This is a genomic window from Pseudideonella sakaiensis (genome assembly GCF_048320135.1).
Taxonomy (GTDB): domain Bacteria; phylum Pseudomonadota; class Gammaproteobacteria; order Burkholderiales; family Burkholderiaceae_C; genus Ideonella_A; species Ideonella_A sakaiensis_A.
In genome coordinates this window covers 4,267,957-4,287,863 of the sequence record NZ_CP182947.1, presented here as the reverse complement: position 1 = coordinate 4,287,863, position 19,907 = coordinate 4,267,957, and the positions used below count along the sequence as shown (strand labels likewise).

At 66.2% G+C, this 19,907-nt stretch carries 20 protein-coding genes; 11 read left to right on the top strand and 9 right to left on the bottom strand.

Features of this window, described 5'->3' with window-relative positions; translation table 11 throughout:
* Positions 1-58: 58 nt before the first annotated feature.
* The 3 genes from ACNH6H_RS19670 (at position 59) to ACNH6H_RS19660 (ending at position 2,300) form a co-directional block, all read left to right on the top strand.
* Positions 59-781, top strand: a complete 723-nt coding sequence (locus ACNH6H_RS19670) for an aspartate/glutamate racemase family protein (RefSeq protein WP_418319987.1) — start codon at positions 59-61, stop codon at positions 779-781.
* A gap of 125 nt (positions 782-906) precedes the next feature.
* Positions 907-1,620 carry a GntR family transcriptional regulator gene (locus tag ACNH6H_RS19665; protein WP_418319986.1) on the top strand — a complete coding sequence of 238 codons (714 nt, stop codon included), beginning with the start codon at positions 907-909 and terminating at the stop codon, positions 1,618-1,620.
* A 5-nt stretch (positions 1,621-1,625) separates the two neighbouring features.
* Positions 1,626-2,300 (top strand): aspartate/glutamate racemase family protein, encoded by a 675-nt coding sequence (locus tag ACNH6H_RS19660; protein WP_418319985.1) that lies wholly within the window; start codon positions 1,626-1,628, stop codon positions 2,298-2,300.
* Positions 2,301-2,318: 18 nt separating this feature from the next.
* On the opposite strand, the gene ACNH6H_RS19655 is transcribed toward ACNH6H_RS19660, so the two are convergent.
* The 7 genes from ACNH6H_RS19655 to ACNH6H_RS19625 all read right to left on the bottom strand — a co-directional run bounded on the left by ACNH6H_RS19655 (position 2,319) and on the right by ACNH6H_RS19625 (position 9,907).
* Positions 2,319-3,956, bottom strand: a complete 1,638-nt coding sequence (locus tag ACNH6H_RS19655) for an AMP-binding protein (protein ID WP_418319984.1) — start codon at positions 3,954-3,956, stop codon at positions 2,319-2,321.
* Positions 3,957-3,960: 4 nt separating this feature from the next.
* A complete protein-coding gene (locus tag ACNH6H_RS19650) occupies positions 3,961-4,353 on the bottom strand; it encodes a RidA family protein (RefSeq protein ID WP_418319983.1) in 393 nt (130 codons plus the stop codon).
* Between the two features lie 34 nt (positions 4,354-4,387).
* The gene (locus ACNH6H_RS19645; RefSeq protein ID WP_418319982.1) at positions 4,388-4,828 is read right to left on the bottom strand and encodes an acyl-CoA thioesterase; all 441 of its coding nucleotides are present in this window, start codon (positions 4,826-4,828) and stop codon (positions 4,388-4,390) included.
* On the bottom strand, positions 4,825-5,988 hold the full coding sequence (locus ACNH6H_RS19640; protein ID WP_418319981.1) for an acyl-CoA dehydrogenase family protein: 1,164 nt from the start codon (positions 5,986-5,988) through the stop codon (positions 4,825-4,827). The genes ACNH6H_RS19645 and ACNH6H_RS19640 overlap by 4 nt, the downstream gene beginning before the upstream one ends.
* Positions 5,989-6,128: 140 nt before the next feature.
* Positions 6,129-6,998: an enoyl-CoA hydratase family protein gene (locus tag ACNH6H_RS19635; RefSeq protein ID WP_418319980.1), complete on the bottom strand. Its 870-nt coding sequence runs from the start codon at positions 6,996-6,998 to the stop codon at positions 6,129-6,131.
* Complete coding sequence (locus ACNH6H_RS19630) at positions 6,995-7,534, bottom strand: MarR family winged helix-turn-helix transcriptional regulator (protein ID WP_418319979.1); 540 nt, start codon at positions 7,532-7,534, stop codon at positions 6,995-6,997. Before ACNH6H_RS19630 ends, ACNH6H_RS19635 begins: the two co-directional genes overlap by 4 nt.
* 15 nt (positions 7,535-7,549) lie before the next feature.
* Entirely contained in the window at positions 7,550-9,907 is a 2,358-nt protein-coding gene (locus tag ACNH6H_RS19625) for a bifunctional salicylyl-CoA 5-hydroxylase/oxidoreductase (RefSeq protein ID WP_418319978.1), read from the bottom strand.
* Positions 9,908-10,078: 171 nt separating this feature from the next.
* On the opposite strand from ACNH6H_RS19625, the gene ACNH6H_RS19620 reads away from it, so the two are divergent.
* Entirely contained in the window at positions 10,079-10,570 is a 492-nt protein-coding gene (locus tag ACNH6H_RS19620) for a hypothetical protein (protein ID WP_418319977.1), read from the top strand.
* A 22-nt stretch (positions 10,571-10,592) separates the two neighbouring features.
* Here the strand turns inward: ACNH6H_RS19620 and ACNH6H_RS19615 are convergent, their stop codons facing one another.
* Positions 10,593-11,648: a LacI family DNA-binding transcriptional regulator gene (locus ACNH6H_RS19615; RefSeq protein WP_418319976.1), complete on the bottom strand. Its 1,056-nt coding sequence runs from the start codon at positions 11,646-11,648 to the stop codon at positions 10,593-10,595.
* 213 nt (positions 11,649-11,861) lie between these two features.
* Between ACNH6H_RS19615 and ACNH6H_RS19610 the strand changes: the two genes are divergently transcribed.
* From ACNH6H_RS19610 to ACNH6H_RS19585, 6 genes are all read left to right on the top strand, one after another.
* Positions 11,862-13,277, top strand: a complete 1,416-nt coding sequence (locus ACNH6H_RS19610; RefSeq protein ID WP_418319975.1) for an ABC transporter substrate-binding protein — start codon at positions 11,862-11,864, stop codon at positions 13,275-13,277.
* Positions 13,278-13,385: 108 nt separating this feature from the next.
* On the top strand, positions 13,386-14,285 hold the full coding sequence (locus ACNH6H_RS19605; RefSeq protein WP_418319974.1) for a carbohydrate ABC transporter permease: 900 nt from the start codon (positions 13,386-13,388) through the stop codon (positions 14,283-14,285).
* Between the two features lie 315 nt (positions 14,286-14,600).
* A complete protein-coding gene (locus ACNH6H_RS19600; RefSeq protein WP_418319973.1) occupies positions 14,601-15,470 on the top strand; it encodes a carbohydrate ABC transporter permease in 870 nt (289 codons plus the stop codon).
* Between the two features lie 23 nt (positions 15,471-15,493).
* Positions 15,494-16,591, top strand: a complete 1,098-nt coding sequence (locus ACNH6H_RS19595; protein ID WP_418319972.1) for an ABC transporter ATP-binding protein — start codon at positions 15,494-15,496, stop codon at positions 16,589-16,591.
* A 34-nt stretch (positions 16,592-16,625) separates the two neighbouring features.
* The gene (locus ACNH6H_RS19590; RefSeq protein ID WP_418319971.1) at positions 16,626-18,260 is read left to right on the top strand and encodes an arylsulfatase; all 1,635 of its coding nucleotides are present in this window, start codon (positions 16,626-16,628) and stop codon (positions 18,258-18,260) included.
* A 118-nt stretch (positions 18,261-18,378) separates the two neighbouring features.
* A complete protein-coding gene (locus ACNH6H_RS19585; RefSeq protein WP_418319970.1) occupies positions 18,379-19,185 on the top strand; it encodes a formylglycine-generating enzyme family protein in 807 nt (268 codons plus the stop codon).
* A 20-nt stretch (positions 19,186-19,205) separates the two neighbouring features.
* Here ACNH6H_RS19585 and ACNH6H_RS19580 read toward each other — a convergent pair whose 3' ends face one another.
* Positions 19,206-19,352 (bottom strand): hypothetical protein, encoded by a 147-nt coding sequence (locus tag ACNH6H_RS19580; RefSeq protein WP_418319969.1) that lies wholly within the window; start codon positions 19,350-19,352, stop codon positions 19,206-19,208.
* Between ACNH6H_RS19580 and ACNH6H_RS19575 the strand changes: the two genes are divergently transcribed.
* Entirely contained in the window at positions 19,351-19,776 is a 426-nt protein-coding gene (locus tag ACNH6H_RS19575) for a DoxX family protein (protein ID WP_418319968.1), read from the top strand. The genes ACNH6H_RS19580 and ACNH6H_RS19575 overlap by 2 nt on opposite strands.
* Positions 19,777-19,907: the final 131 nt, after the last annotated feature.

Here is a 19,907-nt window from a genome sequence, read left to right as displayed (position 1 = left end):
TGCCCCGACGGGTCGCGCGACCATCCGGACCCGTCACAAGTCCAACCCAGGAGTTCCCATGTCCAGACCGATCCGCCTCGGTGTCCTGACGCCGTCGTCGAATACCGCGCTCGAGCCGTTGACCAGCGCCCTCGCGGTCGCCGCCGGCTGCACCGCGCATTTCTCGCGTTTCACGGTCACCGAGATCGCGTTGTCGGAGCAGGCGCTCGGCCAGTTCGACGACAGCAAGATCCTCGCCGCGGCCGAGCTGCTCGCCGATGCGCGGGTCGACGTGATCGCGTGGAGTGGCACCGCGGCTGGCTGGCTCGGCTTCGATGCCGACCACCGGCTGGTCGAGCGGATCACCGCGCGCACCGGCATCAAGGCAACGACGGCGGTGCTGGCGTTGAACGAACTGCTGGCCCTGCGCAATATCCAGCGGCTGGCGCTGGTGACGCCGTATACCGCCGACGTGCAGCAGCGCATCGTCGACAACTACGCGACGATCGGCATCGAGGTCGTCGCCGAACGCCACCTCGGCATCACCGTCAACCATGATTTCGCACTGGTCGAACCAGCGACCTTGCGCAGCTTGATGGGCGAGGTCGCGGCGGCGCGGCCGCAGGCGATCACGACCTTCTGCACCAACTTGCAGGCAGCCCCGCTGGCCGACGCGATCGAACGCGAACTCGACATCCCGCTGCTCGATACCGTCAGCACGACGGTATGGGGTGCGCTGCGTGCCGCCGGTGGTGATCCGTCCGTCATCGACGGCTGGGGTCGGCTGTTCGGCTGGCGGTGATGGCCGCGTTCCGCGACGATCTCGGCGGCATCATTCGTGCGCTGCCTACAATCGATTCGACAGACACCGACACGCACGGCTGTCGACACCGCCCCGATCTTTCCGCCTTCCTGAACCAGCCCGCCATGCCAACTGCCCGCGCGCGCCAGACGCCTGTTTCCGCCCGTCTCGAGCGCGAAAACGTGCAGGACGAGATCTACGAAAAGATTTATGCGGCGATCGTCGAACATCGGCTGCATCCCGGCACCAAGCTGGTCGAGGAACGCTTGGCCGACATCTTCGGCGTCAGCCGCGCGCGGATCCGCGAGGTGCTCGCGCGAATGGCCCACGAGCAGATCGTCGAGCTGATTCCGCAGCGCGGCGCCTATGTCGCGAAGCCGTCGATCGAGCAGGCGATGCATGTCTTCGAGGCACGACGGCTGATCGAGCCGGCGGTCGTGCGCCGGCTGATCGAGACGCTGACGCCGGAGCGGGTAGCCCGCCTGCGCCAGCACCAGGCGCTGGAGCAGGATGCCCGGCGCCGCGAAGACAAGCGGGCGATCGTCCGCCTTTCGGGTGAGTTCCATACGCTGATCGCCGAGCAGGCCGGCAATACCGCATTGGCGCGGCAGATGCGCGAACTGTGCACGCTCACCTGCTTGATCATCGTGTTGTACGACGCGCCAACCGCCAGCACCTGCCTGGCCGACGAGCATTCGGAAATCATCGAGGCGATTGCCCATCGCGATGTCGCGAAGGCCGAATCGCTGATGCTGGCACACCTCGACCACATCGAGCGCAGCCTGAAACTCGACCCGGCCGCACCCGAGGTCGACCTCGAAGCGATCTTCAAGGCCTGACGCCGGTGCGGGTGCTGCTGATCAATCCGAATACCTCGGTCCACATCACCGAACGGCTTGCGGCATCGGCACGGGTTGCGCTGTCCGAAGGCGAGCAACTGAGCGCGGTGACCGCGCGCAACGGACCGGCAGCGGTCCGCGAACCCGCCCAGCTTGCGGCCGCAGAAAACAATGCGCTCGAACTCGCCGCGGCACACGCCGCAGGCCACGATGCGATCGCGCTCGGCATCTCGCTCGACGGCGCTGCGCCGCGTCTGCGTGAACGCTACCCGGCCCTTGCGGTCGTCGGGATGACCGAAGCGGCCTTGCTGACTGCCTGCCTGCACAGCGAACGGATCGGCCTGCTGACGGTCGGCGCAGCAATGCTGCCGCTGTACCGGCAGCGCGTCGAGCAGATCGGTGTTGCCGGACGCGTCGTCGGCTGGCAGGCGCCAGAGCTCGATGCGGCCTTTTCCGTGCCTGGCACAGCGGCCGAGACCGGTGTTCTCGATGGCCTGACAACCGCCTGTTTCAGCCTGCGCGATGCCGGCGCCGGATCGATCGTGCTCGCCGGCGCCGTGTTGTGTGGCCATGCATCGGCGCTGGCCGCACGAAGCGGCCTGCCGGTCTTCGACGGCGTGGCCTGCGCGATTGGCCAGCTGCGGCTGCAGCTCGCGCAGCGCCGCATGTTGCGCCGCTGACGCGAGAGGCCTGCCGCGTCAGCTGGCCGTGCTGCGCAGCCGGAAGCGCTGCAGCTTGCCGGTCTCGGTACGCGGCAGCTTGTCGCAGAACTCGATCTGGCGCGGGTACTTGTACGGCGCGACGCTGGCCTTCACATGCTCCTGCAGCGTGCGCACCATCGCGTCGTCACTGGCCTCGCCCTGCTTCAGAACGACGAAGGCCTTGACGACCTGGCCGCGTTCTTCGTCGGGCACGCCGATCACCGCGCAGTCGGCGACCGCCGGATGCAGCAGGATCGCTTCCTCGACCTCGGGCGCAGCGATGTTGTAGCCGGCCGAGATGATCATGTCGTCGGTGCGCGACTGGTAGTGGAAATAGCCGTCGTCGTCGACGATGTAGGCATCGCCGGTGTAGTTCCAGCCGTTCTTCACATAGTTGGCCTGGCGTTCGTCGTTCAGGTAGCGACAGCCGGTCGGCCCCTTCACCGCCAGCTTGCCGATCACGCCCGGACCGACCGGCTGGCCGTCATCACCCATCACGCAGGCGCGGTAACCGGGGATCGCGATACCGGTCGCGCCGGGCCGTGCATGTTCCTCGTCGGCCGAGACAAAGATGTGCAGCATCTCGGTCGAACCAATGCCGTCGATCATCTCGATGCCGGTGGCCTCGCGCCACAACGTCCGCGTCGCGGCAGGCAAGGCTTCGCCAGCCGAAACGCATTTGCGCAGCGAGCCGCCGTTGGCGACCGAGATCTTTCGATCGCGTGCGCGATCGGCCATTGCGCGGTACGACGTCGGCGCGGTGAACAGCACCGTCGCCTTGTTCGCGGCGATCGCCTCGAGCAATGCATCGGGCGAGGCCTTCTCGAGCAGCACCGTCGACGCGCCGATCCGCATCGGGAACAACGTCAGGCCGCCGAGTCCGAACGTGAAGGCCAGCGGCGGGCTGCCGATGAAGACGTCGTCGGGCTCGGCGCGCAGCACATGGCGGCCGAAGGTTTCGCAGCAGGCGAGCACGTCGCGGTGGTAGTGCATCGTCGCCTTCGGCTGGCCGGTCGTGCCGGACGTGAAGCCGAACAAACAGCAGTCGTCGGCCGCGGTGTCGACATTCGCGAAGCGCCCGTCGTGGCGCTGCATCAGCGCCTCCAGACCGTCGGTCGAATCGTCGCCGAAGCAGCGCAGCTGCAGCGGCTGCTCGGCCTTCGCGATCGCATCGTCGAGTTCCTGGCGCAGCGTGACATCACACAGCGCATGGCTGACCCGCGCCCGGCCGATGATCTGGCCGAGCTCCTTTGCGCGCAGCAGCGGCATCGTCGCGACCGCAATGCCGCCGGCCTTCATCACCGCGAACCAGCAGGCGACGAGCATCGGCTTGTTGAACGAACGCAGCAGCACCCGGTTGCCGGGCACCAGTCCCATCTCGTTGACCAGCACGTGGGCGATGCGGTCGGCCTTGTCGAGCAGTTCGGCATAGGTCCAGCGCGGCCCGCCCGGCGCCATCACGCAGGGGCGGTCACCACGGCCTTCGTCGACGTGGCGATCGAGCAGTTCGGTTGCGCAGTTCAGCCGCGGCGGAAACTGCAGCTCCGGCAGTTCGAACAGGAATTCGGGCTGCTGCTCCGGCGGCGGCAGGTTGTCGCGGGCGAAGGTATCGACATGTGCGGATTTCTCGGCCATGGCTTTACTCCGGAATGACGGCCGTGCACTCGATCTCGACCTTGGCGCGGTCCTCGATCAAGGCACTGACCTCGACGGCGGTCATCGCCGCATTGAACGAACCGATGATGTCCCGGAAGGCCCTGCCGACCTCGCGACCGGCGGCGAGGTATTCGCGCTTGTCGGTCACATACCAGGTCATGCGGACGATGTGCTCGGGCTTGCCGCCGGCCTCGCGCAGCACGTCGACGACGTTCTGCAAGGCCTGCCGCGTCTGCTCGGCAAAATCGTCGCTGTGGAATTCGCCCTGCGAATCCCAGCCGATCATGCCGGCAATGAACACCTGGCGGCCGGTGGCGGTGACACCGTTTGCATAACCCTTCGGCCTTGGCCAGCCGGGAGGTAGGAGCACTTGCATCATGGTTTGCCTCGTTGTTGTTGGTGGATGTCTGTCAGGTCGAAACGACGTCGGTCGCACTCCAGCGCCCGATCGCATCGCGCACGTCGGCCGGAATCGGCACCGCGCGGTGGCTGTCGAGCGAGGTTGTCACCAGCACCTGGCGCATCTGCATGCGCAGCGTGCCGCCATCATCGGCACCGCGGCAATTCAGCAGCAGCGTCAGCGAGGCGCCGCCGAGGCGCTCGAGCTGCAGCGCAAGCCGGATCCGGTCGCCGAGCCGGCTGACGGCCTTGAAATCGACTTCGAGCCGCACCGTCGGCAGGCCGATGCGCCGCTCGGCGACCAGCCCGGCATACGACACACCGAGCTGCTCGTTGAACCAGTCCTCGACCAGCCCATTGAGCATCACGAAATACTGCGGATAGAACACGATGCCGGCCGGGTCGCAGTCGGAGAAGCGGATCAGGCGCTCGCGGCTGAATGTCTCGGTCATCGCCCGACCTCCTTCAGCAGGTCGCGGCCGATGATCAGCTGCTGCACTTCGGTCGCGCCTTCATAGATGCGCAGCGAGCGGATCTCGCGGTACAGCCGCTCGACCGGCTGCTCGCTGACGACACCGAGCCCGCCGAAGATCTGCACCGCCGCATCGATCACCTGTTGCGCGCCTTCGGTCGCCGTCAGCTTGGCCATCGCTGCCTCACGCGTCACGCTGCGGCCCTGGTCGCGTTGCCAGGCGGCCCGGTACGTCAGCAGCGCGGCGCTGTCGATTGTCGTCGCCATCTGCGCAAGCTTGGCCTGCGTCAGCTGGAAATCGGCGAGTACGCCGCCGAACATCTTGCGTGTCTTCGCGCGCTGCAGCGCCTCGTCGAATGCGCGCCGCGCAAAACCGAGCGCCGCCGCGGCGACCGAGGTGCGGAAGATGTCGAGCGTGCGCATCGCGATCTTGAAACCTTCGCCGCCTTCGCCGATGCGCCGCGTCAGCGGCACGCGGCAATCGTTGAAGCGCAGCGTCGCCAACGGGTGCGGCGCGATCACGTCGATGCGTTCGGCAATCTCGAAGCCCGGCGTATCGGCATCGATGATGAAGGCCGAGATGCCGCGCGCACCGGGCGCCTCGCCGCTGCGCACGAAGACGACATAGAAGTCGGCGATGCCGCCGTTCGAGATCCAGGTTTTCTGGCCGTTCAGGACCGCGTGGTCGCCATCGATCGTCGCCGCGCAACTCATCGCCGCGACGTCGGAGCCGGCATCGGGCTCGGACAATGCAAATGCGCTGATCGCCTCGCCGCGCGCAACCCGGCCGAGATAGCTCTGCTTCTGCTCGTCGGTGCCGGCAATGCTGATCGCGCCGGACCCCAGCCCCTGCATTGCAAACGCAAAATCCGCAAGCCCGGAATGGCGAGCCAGCGTTTCGCGGATCAGGCAGATCGCGCGGGTATCGATCACGTCGACGTTGCCGCCATGTTCGGTGCCGCCCACCGCATGGCGAAGCCAGCCGGCAGCGCCGAGTTGCTTCACCAGAACCTTGCACTGGGCGTCGACATCGGTGGCGTGGTGCTGGTCGATGTGCTGTGCCGCCCAGGCATCGAGTTCGGTTGCCAGTGCACGGTGGCGATCATCAAAGAAGGGCCAGTCGAGGTGATTGCTTTTCATGCAAGTGTCCGTGGGAGGGGCCGTAGGAGGGGCCGTAGGAGGGGCTTCAGCCCCGATTTCGCAGCATGGCAACACCCCAATCGGGGCTGAAGCCCCTCCTACAAGGTTCGCCACCGATCTGGTGCTTGTCCATCACCGCTCTAGTTGCCTTCGAACTTCGGCCGCGATTTCGCGACAAAGGCCTGGTACGCGCGATTGAAATCCTCGGTCATCATGCAGATCGCCTGCGCCTGCGCCTCGGCCTCGATCGCCTGCTCGATCGTCATCGCCCATTCCTGGTGCAGCATCGTCTTCGTGATGCCGTTTGCGAAGGTCGGGCCGGCGGCGAGGTCGCGTGCCAGCGCCTGCGCATCGGCGAGCACCGCATCGGGTTCGCAGAGCCGGTTGAAAAATCCCCAGCGTTCACCCTCCTCGCCCGACATCGAGCGGCCCATAAAGAGCAGCTCGCTCGCCCTGCCCTGGCCGATGATGCGCGGCAGCATCGCGCAGGCGCCCATGTCGCAGCCGGCCAGGCCGACGCGGTTGAACAGGAAGGCGGTCTTGCTGCGCTGCGTGCCGAGCCGCAGGTCCGAGGCCATCGCGATGATCGCGCCGGCGCCGGCGCAGACGCCGTCGACCGCCGCGACGATCGGCTGCGGGCAGCCGCGCATCGCCTTCACCAGGTCGCCGGTCATCCGCGTGAACATCAGCAGTTCGGGCGCACGCAGCTTGATCAGCGGGCCGATGATCTCGTGCACATCGCCACCGGAACAGAAGTTGTCGCCGGCACCGGCAACAACGACCGCATGGACGTCGTCGGCATATTTGAGGCGGCCGAACAGGTCGCGCATCTCGGCATACGAGTCGAAGGTCAGCGGATTCTTGCGTTCCGGCCGGTTCAACGTCAGCGTCGCGACGCCGCCGTCGACCTGCCAGCTGAAATGCGTCGCGTCGTAGCCTGCGAGTTGCTGCCGGTTGCCGCGAACCAGCGCCGGGTCGACGCGATCGGTATCGGCTGGCTTGTCTGTCATGTCTTTTCCTTGCTTGTCGATGCGTTGTTGTGGTTGACGAGGTGGACCCGCAGCTCGCCGAGGTCGGCAAACATGCGCTGCACGCTTTTTGCGTCGATGCCGTCGAACAGTTCGAGCAGCCACGACTCGTGTGCCTTCGCCATCACCTCGAAGCTGCTGCGGCCCTTCGCGGTCAGGCTGACGATGAAGGTGCGGCGGTCTTCCGGGCTGTCGGCACGCTGCACCAGGCCCTCGCGCTCGAGTTCATCGGTCAGCCCGGTGACATTGCCGCCGGTGACCATCAGATAACGCGACAGCGCGCGCATCTTCAGCCCGTCGGGATGGCGGTACAGCTGCGCCAGGTAGTCGAAGCGGGCCAGCGACATCGCAAACTGCTCGCGCAGCCGCTTGCGGATCTCGGCCTCGATCTGCGTCGTGCACGCCAGCATGCGCAGCCACAGCTTCAGCACCGCATGGTCGTTGCGGCCGGCCCGGGCCTCGTGGCCGAGCTCCTGCGCATCCTTCAGCAGCGCATGCGAGACATCGATCTGGTTCATCACCGAGGCCCCGCGTCAGACACCGAGTGCCGCATTCGCCTGCTCGAGCGGCGATGCGCCGGCCGCCTGCGCAGCAGCGGCCTTCTCGCGTTCGAGATTGCGCTCGAGCTGCATCTTCGCGGCGCGGTACTGCTTCGGCCAGACCAGATCGAGGTAGCCGATCTTTGCCGCCTCGAGCAGCGTCCACGACGGATTGGCCAGGTGCGGCCGGGCAATCGCGCACAGGTCAGCACGGCCGGCAGCAATGATGCTGTTGACGTGATCGGCCTCGGAAATTGCGCCGACCGCAATCGTCGCGATGCCGGCCTCGTTGCGGATGCGGTCGGCAAACGGCGTCTGGAACATGCGGCCGAAGACCGGCTTCTCCTGCTTGCTGACCTGGCCAGACGAGCAGTCGATCAGGTCGGCGCCGGCGGCCTTGAAGGCGCGCGCGATCTCGACCGCATCGTCCGGCGTGATGCCGCCTTCGACCCAGTCGTGTGCCGAGATGCGCACCGACATCGGCAGGTGCTGCGGCCAGACCTCGCGGATCGCATTGAAGACCTCCAGCGGATAACGCAGCCGGTTTTCCAACGAGCCGCCGTATTCGTCGGTGCGCTGGTTGGTCAGCGGCGAGATGAACGACGACAGCAGGTAGCCGTGCGCGCAGTGCAGTTCGAGCCAGTCGGCGCCGGCCTGTTCGGCAAAACGCGCCGAGCGGACAAAATCATCGCGAACCCGGTCCATGTCGGCGCGCGTCATCGCCCGCGACCACTGGCTGACGCCGTCGAGGTATTGCTGCGGCGACGCCGAGATCAGCGGCCAGTTGCCATCGTCGAGCGGCTGGTCGATGCCCTCCCAGGCGAGTTTGGTCGAGCCTTTCGCGCCGGCATGGCCGAGCTGGATCGCAAACTTCGCGTCGCTGTTGTTGTGGATGAAATCGGCAACCCGTTTCCAGCCGTCGCGCTGCGCCTCATTCCACAATCCAGGGCAGCCCGGCGTGATGCGTGCGTCCGGCGAGGGGCAGGTCATCTCGGCGACGACGAGGCCGGCGCCACCCATCGCCCGCGAGCCGAGGTGTACCAGGTGGTAGTCGGCCGGCATCCCCTCTTCGCATGAATACTGCGCCATCGGCGAGACGACGACGCGGTTTTTCAGCGTCACGCCGCGCACCGTGAACGGCGTGAACATCGGCGGGATCGGCGACTGCGGCGGAACCCGCTTGATGCCGGAGCGTTCGGCGATCCAGTCCTCGTATTGCTCGACATAGTCGCGGTCGCGCAGCCTGAGATTCTCGTGGCTGATGCGCTGGCTGCGCGTCAGCAGCGAATAGGCAAACTGCTCCGGCGGCAGGTCGACATAACGGTCGACATGTTCGAACCATTCGGTCGAATTGCGCGCCGCATTCTGGATCCGCAGCACCTCGACGCTGCGCACATCCTCGTAGTGCTGCAATGCGGCCTGCAGGTCATCGGGCGACTGGCCGATGCAGCGCGCCAGCTCGATCGCATCCTCGATCGCCAGTTTGGTACCGGAGCCGATCGAGAAATGCGCGGTGTGCGCGGCGTCGCCCATCAGCACGACCGGCGCGCGGCCGTTGTGGTGCACCCAGCGCTTGCACATCACGCGCGGGAACTTGATCCATTGCGTCGAGCCGCGCAGGTGCGACGCATTCGACATCAACGAGTGGCCGTCGAGGTATTTCGCGAACAGCTTTTCGCAGAAGGCAATGCCCTCTTCCTTCTCCATCTTGTCAATGCCGGCCTTCAGCCAGACTTCCTCCGGCGTCTCGACGATGAAGGTCGATGTCTTGTCGTCGAAACGGTAGGCGTGGGCCTGGAACCAGCCGTGTTCGGTCTCTTCGAACGCGAACGTGAAGGCGTCGAACAGCTTGTGGGTGCCGAGCCACACAAAGCGGCACAGCCGGGTATCGATATCAGGCTCGTAGGTCGCCTCGTGGCGGGTGCGGATGCGGCTGTTCAGGCCGTCGCTGGCGATGATCAGGTCGGCTTCCGGAAACTGGTCGTCGTCCTTCACGTCGGCCTCGAACACCAGTTCGACGCCGACCTCCTCGCAGCGCTGCTGCAGGATATTGAGCAGCCGCTTGCGGCCGATGCCGCAGAAGCCGTGGCCGCCGGACAGGATCTTGTGGCCGCGGATATTGACCTCGATATCGTCCCAGTGGTTGAAGGCGTCGAGGATCAGCGCGGCGCTCGGTGGATCGGCCTGCTGCATGTTGCCGAGCGTCTGGTCCGAGAAGACGACGCCCCAACCGAAGGTGTCATACGGGCGGTTGCGCTCGACGACCTTGATCTGGTGCTGCGGGTTCTGCTGCTTCATCAACAGCGCGAAATAGAGGCCCGACGGGCCGCCACCGATACAGACGATATTCATGGATGCTCCGTTTGCTCGGGCCGGCCGCAACGCGCCAGGTCAGGAACCCGGGCCGCCTAGGTGCCGTGCCGATTGGCAGAAAGATTAATCCTCAATACTTTAGTTGTCAACTAATAACCGGTCCGATCAAGCGCACACTGAACTTCGCCTGCGAAGGCGCGTCGTAACGCGATGAGACTTTCGGGCCGCCTGCTGTTGCTTCTGCTGCCGCTGTCGACTGCCGCGTCGGCAGCCGGCAGTTTCGAGACGCCGGCCTGCCGCGGCGCACTCGAACGGCTGCATGCGGTCGAGGAGACGCGACGCGCCGAGCGCGGCAGCGGCGGACGTGGCGCCGGTCCGCTGGTCGAGCAGGCGCGGCAACGCGCGGCCACCGAATGCCTCGGCCGCGCAGCCGATCCGCAATTGCCACCGCCGTCGCGCATCTCTCCGCCGGTGACGGTCGGCCCGGTTGCCGCGCCGCCGTCGATCGCAAACCGCGCGCCGCCGACCGCGCCCTCTCCGCCGCCGCCCGCTCCCGGCAGCCAGCCGCCGACCATCGTCACCCGCTGCGACAGTGCCGGCTGCTGGACCAGCGATGGCCGCTACCTGATTCGCGTCGGCCCGGACCTCGCCAGTCCGGCGGCGCTGTGCAGCATCAACGCCGGCGTGCTGCACTGCCGCTGACCGCACAGCGGCACTGCGTGGCTCAGCGGCCTGGTGGTGGCGGGCCCGAGCTGCCGCGCAGCACCAGCTCGAACGGCAATGTCTCGAAGCGCTCGTGCGGCAGGCCTTCGAGGCGGGCAATCAACTGTTCGGCGGCGGCGCGGCCGGTCTCGACGATCGGCGTGCGGATGCTCGTCAGCCCCGGCGTCTGCGTTGCGCCGAGGTCGGTGTTGTCGACGCCGGTGATCGAAATGTCGTCTGGAATGCGCACGCCGGCCTGCCGGCACGCCAGCATCGCGCCGACCGCAAACACGTCGTTGGTCGCGACCACTGCGGTCGGCGGCTGCGGCAGGTCGAGCAGCCGGCTCATCGCCGCCGACGCCGCGGCGAGGTCGATCGCGCCATATTGCACATGCGAATCGGCCAGTTCGATGCCGGCCTGCGCCAGCGCCGCACGCATGCCGGCGCCCCGCTCGCTGGCGCGGTCGTTGCCTTCGGGGCGTGCGCTGAGCAGCCCGAAGCGGCGGTGGCCGAGGCCGAGCAGATGCTGCGTCATCGCGTAGGTGGCCGCCCGGTTGTCGAAACCGACACTCGGGTGGCGGCGCATCGGATCGACACCCCAGGTCAGCACATATGGCCGCCCATAACCCTCGAGCAGCGCGAACAGCGCCGGGTCATGGTCGAGCCCGACAAAGACGAAGGCATCGACGCCGTGGCCGATCAGCTGTTCGGTGATCCGCAATTCGGCCGAAAGGTCGTAGTGGTGTTCGGCGAGCACCAGCGAGTAGGCCTTTCGATCCAGCACCGCCTGCATCGCGCTCGTCGTGCGCGCATACAGCGCATAGTCGAACGACGGCACGACCGCGCCGACCATCTTGCTGCGGTGGCTGCGCAGTGCGCGGGCCGCGCCGTGTGGCAGGTAATGCAATTTGTCGACCGCATCGCGCACCAGTTGACGTGTCGCGACGTCGACCTGATCGGGCGTATTGATGACCCGCGAGACGGTGGCGGTCGAGACTCCCGCGAGCTTCGCGACATCCTTCGCGCTGGGCCGGCGGGCCCCTGACTGCGCTCTCCCGCGACCACCGTTGCTGTTCATCGATCGACCTGTTGCAAACAAATGAATTCGATTACACGATCGATCAACATCGTATCAGTGGAAACGCCAATGCTCAGATGGTTGCGCTCACCGCAGCCCATTGTTATGGTTGATGTAATCGAATACATGTTGTTCGAGAGTCACTGGCCTTCCCCCGCATCGGCGCGCCGCCGCGGCAGGCGCATCCGGCCTCAACACCAATGGAGACAAGCCATGAATCAGCGCGACCCTGACGACCAGAACAGCCTCTCGACCGGCCGCCGCCGGATCCTGCGCCAGGGCGCCGCGATCGGCCTGGCCGGCGCACTCGGCCCGCAGTTCGTCGGCTCCGCATGGGCGCAGCCCGACGACCTCGCGCCCTACCAGCGCGCAAAGATCAACTGGAAGCAGGCCGAAGGCGAGTCGATCACGGTCGCGGTGATTCCGGCCAGCTATTTCGAGAACCTGATTTCGCTGCAACCGCAATTCGAGGCACTGACCGGCATCAAGCTGCGCTTCGAGAAGGTGCCGCCGGGGCAGATCCGGCAGAAGGCGATGCTCGACCTGTCGTCGAAGACCGCGACCTACGCGACCCATGCGGCCGACCCGATGTATTACCCGCTGTATGTGTCGAACAAGTGGGTCGAGCCGCTCGACAAATATCTGAACGATGCGTCGCTGACCGACCCGGCGTGGTTCCGCTACGACGACATCATCAAGGCCTGGCGCGAGGCCGATTCGGTCGACGGCAAGCCCTTCGGCATTCCGTTCGACGGCGAGGTCACGGTGCAGGTCTACCGCAAGGACCTCTATGCGGCGAAGAATCTGAAACCCGCCGAGACCTACGAGCAGCTGCTCAGCAACGCGAAGGCGCTGACCGATCCGGCCGAGCGCATCCATGGCCTGGCGATCCGCGGCTTTGCCGGCGCCGGCCAGAACATGTACGTCTACCCGTCGATCTTCCGCGGCTTCGGCGGCAGCTGGATGCACGACGGCAAGGTCGTCGTCAATTCGCCCGAGGCGGTGAAGGCACTCGAGTGGTATGTCGATGCGCTGACCAACTACGCACCGCCGGCGGTGCGCAACTGGAACTGGCCCGACATCGCCGACGCCTTTTCGCAAGGCACGATCGCGACCTACCTCGATGCGCATTCGTCGGCCGCGGTGATCAACAACCCGGAAAAGTCGAAAGTGGTCGGCAAGATCGCCTATGCACGCTGGCCGAAGGGGCCGTCGGGCAAACGGGTGACGTCGATCTGGAACTGGGGCTTTCCGGTCAATGCGGCACTGAGCGAAAAGCAGAAACGCGCCACCTGGCTGTTCATCCAGTGGGCCTCGTCGGCCGAGACCCAGGCCCGCACCTCCTACCTGTGGACCGGCCCGGCACGGCGCTCCGGCGTCAACCGGATGTCGATCTGGCGTTCGCCGGAATTTGCCGCCGCGATGAAGACCGCCGGCGACAACTTCATCCCGGCCGCGCTCGAGTCGCTCGAGCACGATACCGATGTCGACTGGCGCCCGCGTGTGCCGCAGTGGCCGGCGATCGGCGAGACGATGGCGACTGCGATCCAGTCGGCGCTGGTCGGCCAGAAAAAGCCGAAGGAAGCACTCGACGATGCCCAGGCGCGCCTGCAGCAGATCCTGAAATGACCTTGCGCCGCTGAGGCGCGCCCATCGCGGCCGGCGCGCCGTCAGCGGTAGCCGCAGCGGGCCGCCGGCGCCGGTTTCGCGCGGCCTGCCAGATCACATTCGCAATCGATGAACAAGACCATGGGTGGTGTCGCTCCGTCGCTGGAAGCACGCGAGCGGCGCTTTGCGCTGACGCTGCTGGTGCCGGCGCTGCTGGTGCTGGTGCTGACAACGACCGCGCCGCTGGTCTACCTGGCGTGGAACAGCATGCACCGGCTCGACCTCGGCATGCCGTGGTTGTCCGGTTTTGCCGGGCTCGACAACTACGCCCGCATGGGCAGCGATCCTCGGTTCTGGAATTCGCTGTGGCTGACGGCGATCTATACCGGCTCGACCGTCGTGCTGCAGGTCGTCATCGGCCTGTCACTGGCGCTGCTGGTGCTGCAGATTCCGAAGGGGCAAGGCCTGCTGCGCATCGCCGCGATCCTGCCGATCGTGCTGGCGCCGGTCGTCGTCGGCCTGTTCTGGCGCACGCTGGTGCTGGCGCCCGAATTCGGCCTGGTCGACCTCGTCACCCGCGCGCTCGGCCTCGGCAGCCACAACTGGCTCGGCGACCCGCAACTGGCATTGATCTCGGTGATCGCGATCCACACCTGGCAGTGGACACCGTTCGCCTTCCTGGTGCTGCTGGCCACGCTGTCGACACTGCCGCCCGATGTCTACGAAGCTGCCCGCCTCGACCGCGCCGGCGCCTGGCAACGCTTCCGCTACATCACGCTGCCGCTGATCCGGCCGGCCGTCGTGATGGTCGTGATCCTGCGCATGATGACCGCGCTGTCGGCCTTCGCGGCGATCTTCGCGGCCACCGGCGGCGGCCCGGGCTCCGCGACCGAGATCCTGAACCTCTATGCCTACCGCACCTCGTTCACCGAGCTGAACCTCGGCTACGGTGCGTCGCTCGCGATGGTGCTGCTCGGCATCACGATGGCGATCTCATGGCTGATGTTCAGGTTGAGGAAGGCGCGGTGATGCGAGCCATCTTTTTGTGGGAGGGGCTTCAGCCCCGATTCGGGCTCATTGCCTGGGCTGAGGCCTTGACCGAGCGGCGCGGCAGGCGGCACCCGGCCGTGGCAACGATCGCACGGATCGTCGAAAAACTGGGTGACACCAACGAGGGCGTTGGGCGGCCATCTGACGGAGGTAACGGAGCTGCGAATGACATAGCCCGAATCGGGGCTGAAGCCCCTCCCACAAGATTTGCTCCGACCTGCGAAGCCACTGGCCGCTTCAGTTCGAATGGTGGGACCGGTACATCAACAGCAGCAACGAATTGCGGACGATGACATGACAGCCGCACACCACGCTCCCGCATACAACCCACGCGCCGCATTCCGGCGCCTCGCGCTCGCGGCCGTCGCCGGCTTCGGCTTGTCGGTCTGGGCATTTCCAGTGATCTGGGGTTTGATGACCTCGTTCAAGACCGAGCGCGACGTGCTCGCGTATCCGCCGAAGTTCCTGTTCACGCCGACGCTCGACAACTACCGCGAGGTGATTTTCGGCGCCTCATCGATCGTGCCGAACCTGTGGTCGAGCATGGTGGTGTCGACGCTGGCGACCGCGCTGACGATGCTGTTCGCGGTGCCGGCGGCCTATGCGCTGGCGCGGCTGCGTTATCCGGCGAAGCGCGCGTCGGGCTTTTATGTGCTGGCAACGCAGATGCTGCCGCCGGTCGGGCTGATCATTCCGTATTACCTGGTGCTGCAACAGGTCGGCGGGCTCGATACCTATACCGGCTTGACGCTGATCTACCTGACGTTTTCGATGCCGTTCGCGATCTGGCTGATGGTCTCGTATTTCGAGGATGTGCCGTTCGAGATGGAAGAAGCGGCGCTGCTCGACCGGGCCGGGCGCTTCCGCACGCTGTGGCATGTGATCCTGCCGCAGGTGCGCGGCGGCATCGCGGTGACAACGATCTTCGTCTTCCTCAATGCCTGGAATGAATTCCTGTTCGCCGTCGTGCTCGGCGGCAACCGTGTGCGGCCGGTGACGGTTGCGATGTTCAATTTCATCTCGGTCGAACAGACGCAGTGGGCGCGGCTGGCGGCCGGGGCCATGCTCGCAATGGCGCCGGTGATCCTGATCGGCATCTTTGCGCAGCGACACATCGTGAAAGGTCTGACCGTGGGTGCAGTCAAGGGTGGGGGACGTCGGTGATGGCTTCAGTGGAGGCAACGGCAGTGCGCCCGCAAGCAGACACTGCGGCGGCAGCAGGTGGCGGCAGCGGCAGCGTGCGGCTCGAAGGCGTCGTCAAGCGCCATGGCCCGACGACGGTGCTGCACGGCGTCGACCTCGAGATCCGGCCCGGCGAATTTTTCGTGCTGCTCGGCCCATCCGGCTCCGGCAAGACGACGACGTTGCGCATCCTGGCCGGGCTCGAGACGGTCAGCGAAGGCCGGGTGCTGATGGATGGCGACGACGTCACCGCAAAGGAGCCTGGCGAGCGCGATGTCGCGATGGTGTTCCAGAGTTATGCGCTGTATCCGCACATGACGGTCGCGCAGAATATCGGCTTTCCGCTGAAGATGGTCGGCACGCCGGCCGACGAGATCGAACGCGCGGTCGCCGATGCAGCAGCCAAGGTCGATATCGGCCACCTGCTCGCGCGCACGCCGGGCCAGCTGTCGGGCGGACAGCAGCAGCGCTGCGCACTGGCACGCGCGATCGTCCGTCATCCGAAACTGTTCCTGCTCGACGAGCCGCTGTCGAACCTCGACGCCAAGCTGCGCCTCGAGACCCGGCTCGAACTGCACCGGCTGCAGCGCTCGCTCGGCGCAACGACGGTGTATGTGACTCACGACCAGGAAGAGGCGATGACGCTCGCCGACCGCGTCGCGGTCTTCATCGAAGGCCGCATCGTGCAGATCGGCTCGCCGCGCGAGATCTATTCGAAGCCGAAGACGATGGCGGTCGCCGCCTTCATCGGCACGCCGCCGATGAACCTGCTGCCGGGCAAACTGCAGAGCGGCAGCGTGCGCATCGGCGATGCGCTGCTGCCGGTCGCTGCGCCGCAGGCAAGCGATGCGGCGCCGCGCGACGTGATGCTCGGCGTGCGCCCGGGCGACCTGCGCATCGTCGCTGCCGGCGGCCTGCCGGCCAAGGTCGAACGCATCGAGGACCTCGGCGACAGCAGCATCGTCAGCTTCATCGCCGGCGAGCGCTTGCTGAAACTGAAAAGCGACCGCCTGCCACCGGTCCGCGAAGGTGATGCGGTGCAGCTCGGCTTCGAGCCCGGCGCCGCCCACCTGTTCGATCCGACCAGCGGGGCCCGACTCTGAGACCCGCGCCCTTCCTCTTCACATCCTGACGACCATGACAACGACGACCAAACCGAATGTCGTGCTGATCCTGAACGACGACATGGGCTTTTCCGACATCGGCTGCTACGGCGGCGAAGTCGAGACGCCGGCGCTCGATCGACTGGCTGCGAACGGCCTGCGCTACAGCCAGTTCTACAACACCGCGCGCTGCAGCCCGTCGCGTGCATCGATGCTGACCGGCCTGCATCCGCACCAGACCGGCGTCGGCATCCTGACCTACGACTCCGGCCCGGAAGGCTACGCCGGCAACTTGAACCACCGCTGCGTGACGATTCCGCAGGCGCTGAAGGCCAATGGCTACAAGACCTACATGAGCGGCAAATGGCATGTCGCGTCGAGCCTGACCAAGCCGACCGACACCTGGCCGCTGCAGCGCGGCTTCGACGAGTTCTACGGCACCATCATCGGCGCCGGCAGTTTCTACGATCCGAATACGCTGACCCGCGGCAACGACAACGTCGAGCACGAAGCCCATGCCGACGGCTTCTTCTATACCGATGCGATCAGCGACCAGGCGGTGGCCTATATCGATCAGCACCACCAGTCGTCGCCGGAGCAACCGTTCTTCACCTATGTCGCCTACACCGCACCGCACTGGCCGCTGCATGCGCACGAGGAAGATATCGCGAAATACAAGGGCCGTTTCGACCAGGGCTGGGATGCGTTGCGCGAGCAGCGGCTGGAAAAACTCGTTGCATCCGGCATCCTGATGGACCACTGGAAGCTGACCGAGCGCGATCCGACGCAACCGCCGTGGACCGAGGCCGAGGCCGATGAACAGTTCCGCGCCTGGACATTGCGCTGCATGGAGGTTTATGCGGCGCAGATCGACCGCATGGACCAGGGCATTGCGCGCATCGTCGCGGCGCTCGAGCGCAACGGCCAGCTCGACAATACGCTGCTGATCTTCCTCGCCGACAACGGTGCCTGTGCCGAGGACATCCCGGAAGACGTGACGGTTGACGAACTGGTCGACAAGCTGATGATCGCGCGCCGCCAGACGCGCAGCGGCGAGGCGGTCCATTTCGGCAACGACACCAGCCGCATGCCGGGCCCGGAAAATACCTACCAGAGCTACGGCACCGCCTGGGCCAACCTGTCGAATACGCCGTTCCGGCTCTACAAGCACTGGATCCACGAAGGCGGCATCTCGACGCCGCTGATCGTGCACTGGCCGGCCGGCATCCGCGACCGTGGCGCGATCCGCCATGCGCCGGGTTATCTGCCCGACATCATGGCGACCATCCTCGATGTCACCGCAACACCTTATCCACGCGAATTGAACGGCCAGACCATCGAGCCACTCGAGGGGCAGTCGCTGCGCCCGACCTTCGGCGGCGATGCGATCGAACGCGGACCGATGTTCTGGGAGCATGAAGGCAATGCCGCGGTGCGCATCGGCAAGTGGAAACTGGTCAAGCGTTATCCGCAGCCGTGGGAGCTGTACGACATGGACGCCGACCGCACCGAATTGCTCGACCTCGCCACCGAACATCCGCAACGCGTTGCCGAAATGGCCGCGCAATACGAGGCCTGGGCCGAGCGCTGCGGCGTGATTCCGCGCGAGAAGATCGTCGAATTGATGCGCAGCCAGGGTGTCACGCGGGCGTTCTGGGAAAAGGACTGATCCGGGCAAGGCAATGACCAGCGGGCGCTGCTGCACGCCGAGCGCCGCGGCAACCGGTGATCGGGTGGCCGCGCCGGCATCGCCGCCGAGTCAGCCCACGACCGCTCGCAACGCCGAGGTGGCGAAAGCTGATCGCTGGCGCGAGATCCCTGCCGGCAGTTTTCTGATGGGCAACGATGGCCCCGACGCGATCCCCGGCGATGGTGAAGGGCCGGCGCGCCGCGTCACGCTGCCGGCCTTCGCAATCGGCGCGACCACCGTCACCAATGCCGAGTTCGGCGCGTTTGTCCGCGCAACGCAGCACATCACCGATGCCGAGCGCTGCGGCAGCTCGTTCGTTTTTCTTCATCAATTGCCGGAGCCTGGCCGCTGGCCGGCGGTGTATGGGCTGCCATGGTGGCGTCAGGTCGACCATGCCTGCTGGCAGCGCCCCGAAGGGCCGGGGTCTCAGGTGCTGACCCGGCCCGACCATCCGGTCGTCCATGTCTCGTGGAACGATGCCCTCGCCTATTGCGACTGGGCCGGCTGCCGGCTGCCGAGCGAGGCCGAATGGGAACGCGCTGCACGGGGCGGTCTTGAAGGGCGGGCCTTTGCGTGGGGCGACGAATTGCTCGGTGCGTCTGGCGTGCCACGCTGCAACATCTTTCGCGGCGATTTTCCCGGTGCGCCACTGCCCGGCTGGCAACCCGGCCCGGTTGCTGCCGATGCCGGCGAGGCAAACGGCTTCGGCCTGTTCAACGTCTGCGGCAATGTCTGGGAGTGGTGCATCGACGCGTTGCCCGATGGCCAGCGCCCGTTGCGCGGTGGCTCGTTTCTCTGTCACGACTCCTATTGCCGGCGTTACCGGGTCGCCGCACGAAGTGCGAATACCACCGAGACTTCGGCGAGCAATATCGGCTTCCGCGTCTGCCGCCACGCGGCCTGAATCCGCCGCCAGGGAGGCAGTCAGATGCGCGCCCGGCCATCAAATTTATTGAACGGTGCCACCGCGCCGCTTTCAAGCCTGCCGGCGGGTTCGCTCCCTAAGCTCTGGTCATCGGCAAACGACGGGATGGTCCCGACGCCGCCGAACCAGTTGATGGAGAAACCCATGCTCGATTCGTTGAAGACCCCGTTGCTGCTGCTGGCCCGCGTGATGCTGGCCGTGATGTTCGTGATCGCCGGCTTCGGCAAACTCGGCAACCTCGAGGGCACCGCCGGCTATATCGCCAGCGGCGGCCTGCCGTTTGCCTCGGCGCTCGCGGTGATCGTCGGCCTGCTCGAACTGCTCGGCGGCCTGGCGATCATCGTCGGCTTCCAGGCCCGCTGGGCGGCACTGGCACTCGGCCTGTTCACGATTGCTGCCAGCGCGCTGTTCCACCAGTTTTGGGCCGTGCCTGCCGAGCAGCAGATGGTTCAGCAATTGCTGTTCATGAAGAACATGGCCGTCGCCGGTGGCCTGTTCCTGCTCGCCGCAGTCGGTGCCGGCACGGTGGCGTTCGACCGCAGCGGCAACGCGGCACTCGCCCGCGCCTGACGCGGCAATGGCAACGCCGGCAAGCGCGTCAGCGCTTGTCGGCGGCGTTTTTCGCGTCGCTGACGCATTGCAGCAGCATATCAGCGTTGCGTCCCTCGCTGATGACCTTGTTGCCGCCCGGATCGACACCG

What these genes read in the sequence shown, in the direction of transcription:
- ACNH6H_RS19670 (WP_418319987.1), top strand. Translation starts at nt 59, where the DNA reads ATGTCCAGACCGATCCGCCTCGGTGTCCTGACGCCGTCGTCGAATACC.
- ACNH6H_RS19665 (WP_418319986.1), top strand. Translation starts at nt 907, where the DNA reads ATGCCAACTGCCCGCGCGCGCCAGACGCCTGTTTCCGCCCGTCTCGAG.
- ACNH6H_RS19655 (WP_418319984.1), bottom strand. Translation starts at nt 3,956, where the DNA reads ATGGCCGAGAAATCCGCACATGTCGATACCTTCGCCCGCGACAACCTG.
- ACNH6H_RS19650 (WP_418319983.1), bottom strand. Translation starts at nt 4,353, where the DNA reads ATGCAAGTGCTCCTACCTCCCGGCTGGCCAAGGCCGAAGGGTTATGCA.
- ACNH6H_RS19645 (WP_418319982.1), bottom strand. Translation starts at nt 4,828, where the DNA reads ATGACCGAGACATTCAGCCGCGAGCGCCTGATCCGCTTCTCCGACTGC.
- ACNH6H_RS19640 (WP_418319981.1), bottom strand. Translation starts at nt 5,988, where the DNA reads ATGAAAAGCAATCACCTCGACTGGCCCTTCTTTGATGATCGCCACCGT.
- ACNH6H_RS19635 (WP_418319980.1), bottom strand. Translation starts at nt 6,998, where the DNA reads ATGACAGACAAGCCAGCCGATACCGATCGCGTCGACCCGGCGCTGGTT.
- ACNH6H_RS19630 (WP_418319979.1), bottom strand. Translation starts at nt 7,534, where the DNA reads ATGAACCAGATCGATGTCTCGCATGCGCTGCTGAAGGATGCGCAGGAG.
- ACNH6H_RS19625 (WP_418319978.1), bottom strand. Translation starts at nt 9,907, where the DNA reads ATGAATATCGTCTGTATCGGTGGCGGCCCGTCGGGCCTCTATTTCGCG.
- ACNH6H_RS19620 (WP_418319977.1), top strand. Translation starts at nt 10,079, where the DNA reads ATGAGACTTTCGGGCCGCCTGCTGTTGCTTCTGCTGCCGCTGTCGACT.
- ACNH6H_RS19615 (WP_418319976.1), bottom strand. Translation starts at nt 11,648, where the DNA reads ATGAACAGCAACGGTGGTCGCGGGAGAGCGCAGTCAGGGGCCCGCCGG.
- ACNH6H_RS19610 (WP_418319975.1), top strand. Translation starts at nt 11,862, where the DNA reads ATGAATCAGCGCGACCCTGACGACCAGAACAGCCTCTCGACCGGCCGC.
- ACNH6H_RS19605 (WP_418319974.1), top strand. Translation starts at nt 13,386, where the DNA reads ATGAACAAGACCATGGGTGGTGTCGCTCCGTCGCTGGAAGCACGCGAG.
- ACNH6H_RS19600 (WP_418319973.1), top strand. Translation starts at nt 14,601, where the DNA reads ATGACAGCCGCACACCACGCTCCCGCATACAACCCACGCGCCGCATTC.
- ACNH6H_RS19590 (WP_418319971.1), top strand. Translation starts at nt 16,626, where the DNA reads ATGACAACGACGACCAAACCGAATGTCGTGCTGATCCTGAACGACGAC.
- ACNH6H_RS19575 (WP_418319968.1), top strand. Translation starts at nt 19,351, where the DNA reads ATGCTCGATTCGTTGAAGACCCCGTTGCTGCTGCTGGCCCGCGTGATG.
- ACNH6H_RS19580 (WP_418319969.1), bottom strand. Translation starts at nt 19,352, where the DNA reads ATGGGTTTCTCCATCAACTGGTTCGGCGGCGTCGGGACCATCCCGTCG.